General features: G+C 73.3%; 4 protein-coding genes. All 4 read right to left on the reverse strand.

Annotated elements, in window-relative coordinates:
* Positions 1-121: 121 nt before the first annotated feature.
* The gene (locus ABT122_RS32625) at positions 122-1,903 is read right to left on the reverse strand and encodes an ABC transporter ATP-binding protein (RefSeq protein WP_351559651.1); all 1,782 of its coding nucleotides are present in this window, start codon (positions 1,901-1,903) and stop codon (positions 122-124) included.
* Positions 1,904-1,962: 59 nt separating this feature from the next.
* Positions 1,963-3,801: an ABC transporter transmembrane domain-containing protein gene (locus tag ABT122_RS32630; RefSeq protein ID WP_351559645.1), complete on the reverse strand. Its 1,839-nt coding sequence runs from the start codon at positions 3,799-3,801 to the stop codon at positions 1,963-1,965.
* 172 nt (positions 3,802-3,973) lie between these two features.
* Positions 3,974-5,416: a Gfo/Idh/MocA family protein gene (locus tag ABT122_RS32635; RefSeq protein ID WP_351559647.1), complete on the reverse strand. Its 1,443-nt coding sequence runs from the start codon at positions 5,414-5,416 to the stop codon at positions 3,974-3,976.
* A 157-nt stretch (positions 5,417-5,573) separates the two neighbouring features.
* On the reverse strand, positions 5,574-7,796 hold the full coding sequence (locus ABT122_RS32640) for an MMPL family transporter (RefSeq protein WP_351559649.1): 2,223 nt from the start codon (positions 7,794-7,796) through the stop codon (positions 5,574-5,576).
* Between the last annotated feature and the right edge of the window lie 270 nt (positions 7,797-8,066).

Consider the following 8,066-nt stretch of genomic DNA (forward strand, 5'->3'; position numbering starts at 1 on the left):
CCGGACGCGTCACCCAGATGTTCGAGCTGACCGAGGACGCGCTCACCCTCACCCTGGGCATCGAGACCCCGGCCCCCGAACGTGGCCCGCAGGGTGCGGGGGGCCCGTGGCGCGGGGGCGGCTATCCGTGCCAGGAGCGCCAGAGCGCCGCATACGCCCCGTCCACCGCCACCAGCTCCTCATGGCTCCCCAGCTCGCTGATCCTCCCCTCCTCCACCACGGCTATCACATCCGCGTCGTGCGCCGTGTGCAGCCGGTGCGCGATCGCCACCACCGTACGGCCGTCCAGCACCCGGGAGAGGGAGCGCTCCAGCTCCCGGGCCGCGCGCGGGTCGAGGAGCGAGGTCGCCTCGTCCAGGACCAGGGTGTGCGGGTCCGCCAGGACCAGCCGGGCCAGGGCGATCTGCTGGGCCTGGGCCGGGGTGAGGGCCGCACCGCCGGAGCCGACCTCGGTGTCCAGCCCCTCCTCCAGCCCACGGGCCCAGCCCTCCGCGTCCACCGCGCCGAGCGCCGCCCACAGCTCGGTGTCGTCCGCCTCGGCGCGGGCCAGCCGCAGATTGTCCCGCAGCGTGCCCACGAAGACATGGTGCTCCTGGTTGACCAGGGCCACATGCTGCCGCACCCGCTCGGCCGTCATCCGGGACAGCTCGGCGTCACCGAGCGCCACCCGCCCCGTGCGCGGGGCGTAGATCCCGGCGAGCAGCCGCCCCAGCGTGGACTTCCCGGCCCCGGACGGGCCGACCAGGGCCAGCCGGGTCCCCGGCTCGACCTCCAGGGAGACCCTGTGGAGCACATCCACGCCCTCGCGGTAGCCGAAGCGCACCTCCTCCGCCCGCACATCGCGGCCCTCGGGCCGCACCCCGCTGTCCCCGGCCTCCGGCTCGATCTCCCGGATGCCCACCAGCCGGGCCATCGAGACATGGGCCACCTGCAACTCGTCGTACCAGCGCAGGATGATGCCCACCGGATCGACCAGCATCTGCGCCAGCAGCGCCCCCGTGGTGAGCTGCCCGATGTCCATCCAGCCCTGGAGGACGAACGAGCCGCCGATCAGCAGCACCGAGAGCAGCACGGTGGTGTGGGTGAGGGTGATCACGGGGAAGAACACCGACCGCAGGTAGAGGGTGTACCGCTCCCACTCGGCCCAGTTCCGCACCCGTTCGTCGGAGAGCGCGACCCGGCGGTCCCCCAGCCGGTGGGACTCCACGGTCCGGCCCGCGTCGACGGTCTCGGCGAGCACGGTGGAGACCGCGGCGAACCCCGCCGCCTCCGAGCGGTAGGCGATCGGCCCCCGCTTGAAGTACCAGCGGCAGACCACGATCAGCAGCGGCAGCGCCACCACCACCGAGAGCGCCAGCGGCGGCGCGGTCACCGCCAGCCCGCCGATCAGCAGCACCGCCCAGACCACACCGATCGTCAGCTGCGGCACCGCCTCCCGCATGGCGCCGGCGAGCCGGTCGATGTCGGTGGTGATACGGGAGAGCAGATCGCCGGTGCCGGCCCGCTCCAGCACGCCCGGGGGCAGCGCCACCGACCGCACGAGGAAGTCCTCGCGGAGATCGGCGAGCACCTCCTCACCCAGCGTCGCGCCGCGCAGATGCATCATCCGCACGAAGACGCTCTGGATGACGACGGCGACCGCGAACACCGCGATCGTGCGCTCCAGGTGCAGCTCCCGGGCCCCGTCCGTGAGCCGTTCCACCAGCGACCCCAGCAGATAGGGGCCGGTCATGGAGGCGATCACGGCGACCGAGTTGAAGACCACCAGCGCCACGAAGGCCCCCCGGTGGCGCCGCAGCATCTCGCGGACGTACGCCTTCACGGTGGTGCGGTCGCCGACGGGCAGGGTCGTCGCGGTCTCCGGCGCCGCCGGGTCGTACGCGGGCGGCGGAACCCGGAACATCGCCATTCCTCTCGGGCGGTTCGTGCGCGTGGTGCGGTCGGTACGGGTGGTGCTGCTGCTCACGCGGTCTCCTCCAGCGTGCCGATCCCGTCGGCGCCCGGCAGAGCGGCGCCCGGCAGAGCCGCCCCGGGCAGGGCCGAGCCGAGCCGTTCGGCGGTCTCCGCCGGGGTCTCCCGGGTGACGACGGCCCGGTAGCGGGCGTCGGTCCGCAGCAGGTCGCGGTGGCTGCCGACGGCCGCCACCTTCTCCCCGTCCACCAGCACCACCTGATCCGCGAGGTCCAGCAGCAGCGGCGACGACGAGAGGACCACCGTGGTGCGCCGCTCGCGCAGCGACCTGATCCCCGCCGCGATCCGCGCCTCGGTGTGCGAGTCGACGGCCGAGGTCGGCTCGTCCAGGATCAGCACCCCGGGGTCGGTGACCAGCGAGCGCGCCAGCGCCAGCCGCTGGCGCTGGCCGCCGGAGAGCGACCGCCCGCGCTCGGTGATCCGGGTCTCCATCGGATCGGCGTGCTCGTCGGCGGAGGCCCGGGCGAGCGCCTGGAGCACATCGCCGCACTGCGCCGCCTCCAGCGCGGCCCGCGCGGAGACCTTCCCGGAGGACGGGATGTCGAGCAGTTCCCGCAGGGTGCCGGAGAGCAGCACGGGGTCCTTGTCCTGGACGAGCACGGCCGTACGGGCCGCCGTGAGCGGTACGTCGTCCAGCGGCACCCCGCCCAGCAGGACGGAGGCCCGGCCCTCGGCGTCGCCCGGGTGCCCGCCGAGGCGCTCGGCCAGCAGCCCCGCCGCGTCCGGGTCGCCGCAGACCACGGCGGTGAAGGTGCCCGAGGGGGCGAGGACACCGGTGACCGGGTCGTACAGATCGCCGGTCAGCTCGCCGTGCGGAGCGCCGGAGCCGGCGGTCCCACGGCGCAGCGACAGCACGCGCGCCGCCCGCTTGGCGGAGGGCTTCGAGTAGGAGTAGGCCATCGCGACCTCCTCGAACGTCCGCATCGGATGGGCGGCGAGCAGCACCGCGCTGTACACGGTGACCAGTTCGCCGACGGTGATCCGGCCGTCGAGCGCGAGGTTCGCGCCGTACACCACCACCGTCACCATCAGCGCGCCGGGCAGCAGCACCTGGATCGCGGTGATCAGCGACCACATGCGCGCGCTGTGCACCGAGGCGCGGCGCATCTCCTGGGAGGCGGCGCGGTAGCGGCGCAGGAACAGTTCCTCGCCGCCGATGCCGCGCAGCACCCGCAGCCCGGCGACGGTGTCGGCGGCCAGCTCGGTGGCGAGACCCGCCTTGTCGCGCTGGATGTCGGCGCGCCGGGTGGCGACGGGGAGCAGCGGCAGCACCGCGAGGGCGAGCAGCGGAATGCCGATGGCGACCACCGCGCCGAGGGCGGGCTGGTAGATCACCAGGCCGACACAGATCACCAGCAGCGCGGTGGCCGCGGCGAGGAAGCGGGAGAACGCCTCGACGAACCAGCCGATCTTCTCCACGTCACCGGTGGAGACCGCGACCACCTCGCCCGCCGCGACCCGCCGGGTCAGCAGGGAGCCCAGCTCGGCGGTGCGCCGGGAGAGCAGCTGCTGCACCCGGGCCGCCGCGGTGATCCAGTTGGTGATGGTGGACCGGTGCAGCATGGTCTCGCCGACCGCGATCACCACCCCGAGCAGCACGATCAGCCCGGCCGCCCAGCCCAGCCGGGTGCCGGAGCCGTCCACCACCGCCTGGACCGCCAGGCCGACGCCGAGCGGCAGGGCGGCCACGCCGAGCTGGTTGACCAGTCCCCAGAAGACGGAGGTGAGCTGGCCTCCCAGCTGATTGCGACCGAGCCAGAGCAGAAAGTGAGGACCGGACCGGACATCCGGGTCACCCGGGTCGGTATACGGAAGGTCGCGAATTTGCATGGCGTCCCAGCACGGTTCGAGGTTGGCGCAAAGAGTGCAAGGCTCGCCGGTTGTGCCCTGTTTTCGCAAACCCTTTCGGGGTGGCAGCGGCAGATCGCGCCAGAACGTACCGGGGGTACCGCTTGGCCCCGGAGCGGAGCACGGGCGCCCGTACGGGCCCGCGCTCCTTTTCTCACTCCGCAGGTTTGTCCGAATCCATACCCGATCGGGGTGTGCGCCACTCCCCGCGGGTGAAGTCCGGGATCGGCAGCGGCGCGCCCTTGGCGCGGATCGAGGCATGGCTGAGCGGCACGGGCGCGGTCCAGGTGGCGGCGTCGTACACATCGAAGTCGGGCACCAGTCCCAGCCGCATGCACTGCATCAGCCGGAAGAGCATGATGTAGTCCATCCCGCCGTGGCCGCCCGGCGGGTTGGCGTGCTCCTTCCACAGCCAGTGGTCCCACTCGGCGTACTGCGCGAAGCTCCCCCACTGGTGGCCGGAGTGGTCGGGCTCGATGTAGATCCGCGCCGGGAAGTCCTCGAAGACACCCTTGGTCCCGCCGAGGCTGTTGATCCGGCTGTAGGGGTGCGGGCTTGAAACGTCGTGTTCCAGCCGGATGATCCGCCCCTTCTCCGTCCTGAGCATGCTGAAGGTCCGGTCGCTGCTGATGTACGACTCCTTCCAGCTCGGGTCGCCCGGCGGCAGGTGCGCCTCGCGGTACTCGGCCATGCTCAGCGCCGGAGTGCCGAAGCTGGAGATCGACACCACCCGGTCGCCCCGGTTGATGTCCAGATAGTTGGCGACCGGGCCGAAGGCGTGGTTGGGGTAGAGGTCCCCGCGCAGCCGGGTGTGCCACTGCCGCCGCCAGGGACCCTCGTAGTAGTCCGGGTGGAAGAGCAGCTCCCGCAGATCGTGGTTGTACGCGCCGGCCGTGTGCAGCAGCTCGCCGAACTTCCCGGCGTGCGCCATCCGCAGCACCCGCATCTCGTTCCGGCCGTAGCAGCAGTTCTCCAGCTGCATGCAGTGGCGCCGGGTGCGCTCCGAGAGATCGACCAGCCCCCACAGCTCCTCCAGCCGCATCGCGACCGGACACTCCACCCCGACGTGCTTGCCGTTGAGCATCGCGGACTTCGCCATCGCGAAGTGGGTCTCCCAGGGGGTCGCCACATAGACGAAGTCGAGATCGCCGCGCCCGCAGAGGTTCCGGTAGTCGTCGTCGCCCTTGGTGTAGAGGGCGGGCGCGGGCTGTCCGGCCGCCACCACCTTCGCGGCGGCGCGTTCCGCCTGGGCCCTGACCGGGTCGCAGAGCGCGAGGACCCGCACCCCCGGGAGGGCGAGGAAGATGGGGAGCATACTGCCGCCCCGGTTGCCGAGACCGATGATCCCGACGCGCACGGTGCCGCGCCGCTCGAAGGGGACACCGGCCATGGTCCGGCCCTTGCGGGCGGGTGCCGCCGCCTCGGACCCGGCCTCGTCCCCGGCGGACGCGGCCGGCGCGGCGGACGCGGTGCCCGCGCCGACGGCGCCGAGGGCGAGCCCGGCGGCGCCGGCTCCCGCCGTGGTCCGCAGCACGGAACGGCGGCTCATCGCGCCGTCGTCGTCACTGCCGTGGGTCTGTGGTGCTGCGTCGTTCATCGAGCCTCCACGAGCGCTGATGGTGCGCGGCTGGTTGTCGTCGTCTCAACCTCGTGGAGGACCCTGCTCGCTGGGGCGACAGGTGCGCAAGAGCACCGTTTGGACTCTTGCGCACCAACCCATGGACTCTTCGCCACCGGAAAGCGGTGGCCCGGCCTCAGGAGACGGACGCGGGGGAGCGCTCCGGCCTTCCGGCACCGGACCCGGCCGCCCCTCCCGTCCCGGGCCGGTCGGCCGGTGCGGGGGCGGGCGCCGGCGGCCGGTGCGGGAACAGGGCCCGGTGCAGTCGCCGCAACGGCGCCGGGGCCCACCAGTTGGCCGTGCCCAGCAGAGCCATCAGCGCCGGCACCAGCAGGGCCCGTACCACGGTGGCGTCGATCAGCACGGCGAACGCGGCGCCGAGCCCCAGCTCCTGGATGAACACCAGCCGCGACAGTGCCAGCGCGCACACCGGCACACAGAACAGCACGGCCGCCGAGGTCACGATCGACCCGGTGCGGGAGAGGCCGCGGGCCACCGCAGCCCGCTCGTCCAGGCCCTGGGCGCGGGCCTCCTTGATCCGGCTGAGCAGAAAGACGTTGTAGTCCGTCGACAGACCGAACGCGAGCGCGAAGACCAGCAGGGGAGTGGTGGCCTCCAGACCGTTCTGCGCCGGGAAGCCGAGGTGGCCGTCCTGGAAGACCCAGACCAGGAAGCCGAACGCGGCCCCGGTGGAGAGCACATTCATCACCAGCGCCATCAGCGGCAGCACCACCGCGCCGGAGAAGGCGAAGAGCAGCAGCAGGGTCACCCCGGCCAGAATGCCGCCCGCCAGGGGCAGACCGTCGGCGATGGAGTCGCGCTGGGCCAGGAAGTCCGCCGTCGCGCCGGTGTGGGCCGCGGGGTACGGAGCGGCCAGCCTCCGCACGTCCTCCGCGGCCCGCTGCGCGGTGTCACCCAGCGGACTGCCGGCGAGGACCGCGTCGATCTCCCAGTGGCCGTCGTCCAGGGGGAAGGGGGTGCCCACCGACTCCACACCGGGTGTGGAGCCGATCCGCGCGGCGTACCGGGCGAGCCGTTCCGCGTCCGGGGCCCCGCCGGTGGTGAGCACGGTCTGGAGGGGGGCGGTGGACGGGTCCTCGTACTCCCGGTCGAGGGCGGCGGCCACCCGGCCCGCGCTGGTCTCCCGGGGAAGCTGCGACGGGTCGACGCCGGTGAACCGCACCCCCGCCAGAGGGGAGGCGATCAGCAGCAGAATGCCCGTGGCGATCACCGCGAAGACCGCGGGACGGCGCATCACGGCGGACGCCAGCCGGTGCCAGCGGCCCTCGGCCGCCGACGCCCCGGCCGTCCGCTGCCAGCGGCGCGGCGCCAGCGCGTTGATCCGCCGGCCGAGCACGGCCAGCAGCGCGGGCAGCCCCACCAGGGCGAACAGGGCCGCCGACAGGACGGTGGTGACGCCCGCGAGCCCCATGGACCGCAGATACGGATGGGGGAACGCGGTCAGCGCGGCGAGCGCGGCGGCCACCGTGAGCGCGCTGAACAGCACGGTCCGGCCCGCGGTCGCGACCGTGTCGCGCACCGCCGCCGCGCGGTCCCGGCCGCCGGCCAGCTCCTCCCGGAACCGGGAGACCATCAGCAGCCCGAAGTCGATGGAGAGACCGAGGCCCAGGGCGAAGGACAGGCTCATCGCCCCGGCGGAGACGGTCATGAAGTCGGTGGTCAGCCGCAGACCCGCCATCGTCAGCAGCAGCGAGACCACACCGCCCAGCAGGGGGACCAGCGCCGCGACCAGCCCCCGGAACACCAGGAACAGCACGACCAGGACCACGGGGAAGGCGATCAGCTCGGCCGCCGCCACATCCTCGTCGGAGACCTTCGCCACCTGCACATGGCCGGGGGTGGAGCCGCCCAGCAGGGTGCTGTCCCGCAGCAGCGGATCGTCCTCGATGGCCCGCTGCAACTCCTCCTCGGCCGCGACGCTCTCCTTGTCGGAGAGCGCGCGCACCGCGCCCACGACCACACTGCTGCGGCCGTCGCGGGAGATCAGCGCGGCGCCGTCGCCCGAGGAGTGGTCGAAGACCGCTCGCACCTCGGGGCGGGAGCGCAGGAGTTCACCGGCGGCCCGCACCGGGGCGGAGGGGGCGGCGCCCGGGGTGACCGGTCGGTCGGTCCGCACCAGCAGCAGATAGCCCTGCTGGGGGTCGACGCCCGTGGCCCGGGCGATGGTGTCCCGGGCCGCGACGTTGGCGCCGCCCGGGTCGTCGTAGTCGGAGAGCCCGTTGGTGAGTTTCGCGGAGACGCCGCCGCCGTAGACGGTGGCGAGGGCGGTGACGGCGAGCGCCAGCAGGAGGACGGCGAGGCGTCGCCGGTGGAGGGCTGAGCCCAGAGCGGAGAACATGGCTTCTTCCTTTCCGCCGCCCTGTCACCAGGGTGGGGGTGGGGCACCACGGTGGGGCGGCCCCCCAAAGCCGCGCTTGAGCCGCCCGGCGCACCCGGACTGTCCGGCACGCTCAGCCCGTCCGGGGGTACCTCCCGGAGGCAGCTCTGGGGGAGTTTGAGGACGGACCCTGTGTGACAGGTGCCCGCATGGTGCGGGCCTCGGTCGGGGGCCGGCCCCCGAACCCCCGCTCCTCAATCGCCGGAGGGGCTGGGGTGGTGCGGCTCAAAC

It is taken from the genome of Streptomyces sp. NPDC001985 (genome assembly GCF_040296845.1).
Classification (GTDB): Bacteria; Actinomycetota; Actinomycetes; order Streptomycetales; family Streptomycetaceae; genus Streptomyces.

What these genes read in the sequence shown, in the direction of transcription:
- ABT122_RS32635 (WP_351559647.1), bottom strand. Translation starts at nt 5,416, where the DNA reads ATGAACGACGCAGCACCACAGACCCACGGCAGTGACGACGACGGCGCG.
- ABT122_RS32630 (WP_351559645.1), bottom strand. Translation starts at nt 3,801, where the DNA reads ATGCAAATTCGCGACCTTCCGTATACCGACCCGGGTGACCCGGATGTC.
- ABT122_RS32640 (WP_351559649.1), bottom strand. Translation starts at nt 7,796, where the DNA reads ATGTTCTCCGCTCTGGGCTCAGCCCTCCACCGGCGACGCCTCGCCGTC.
- ABT122_RS32625 (WP_351559651.1), bottom strand. Translation starts at nt 1,903, where the DNA reads ATGTTCCGGGTTCCGCCGCCCGCGTACGACCCGGCGGCGCCGGAGACC.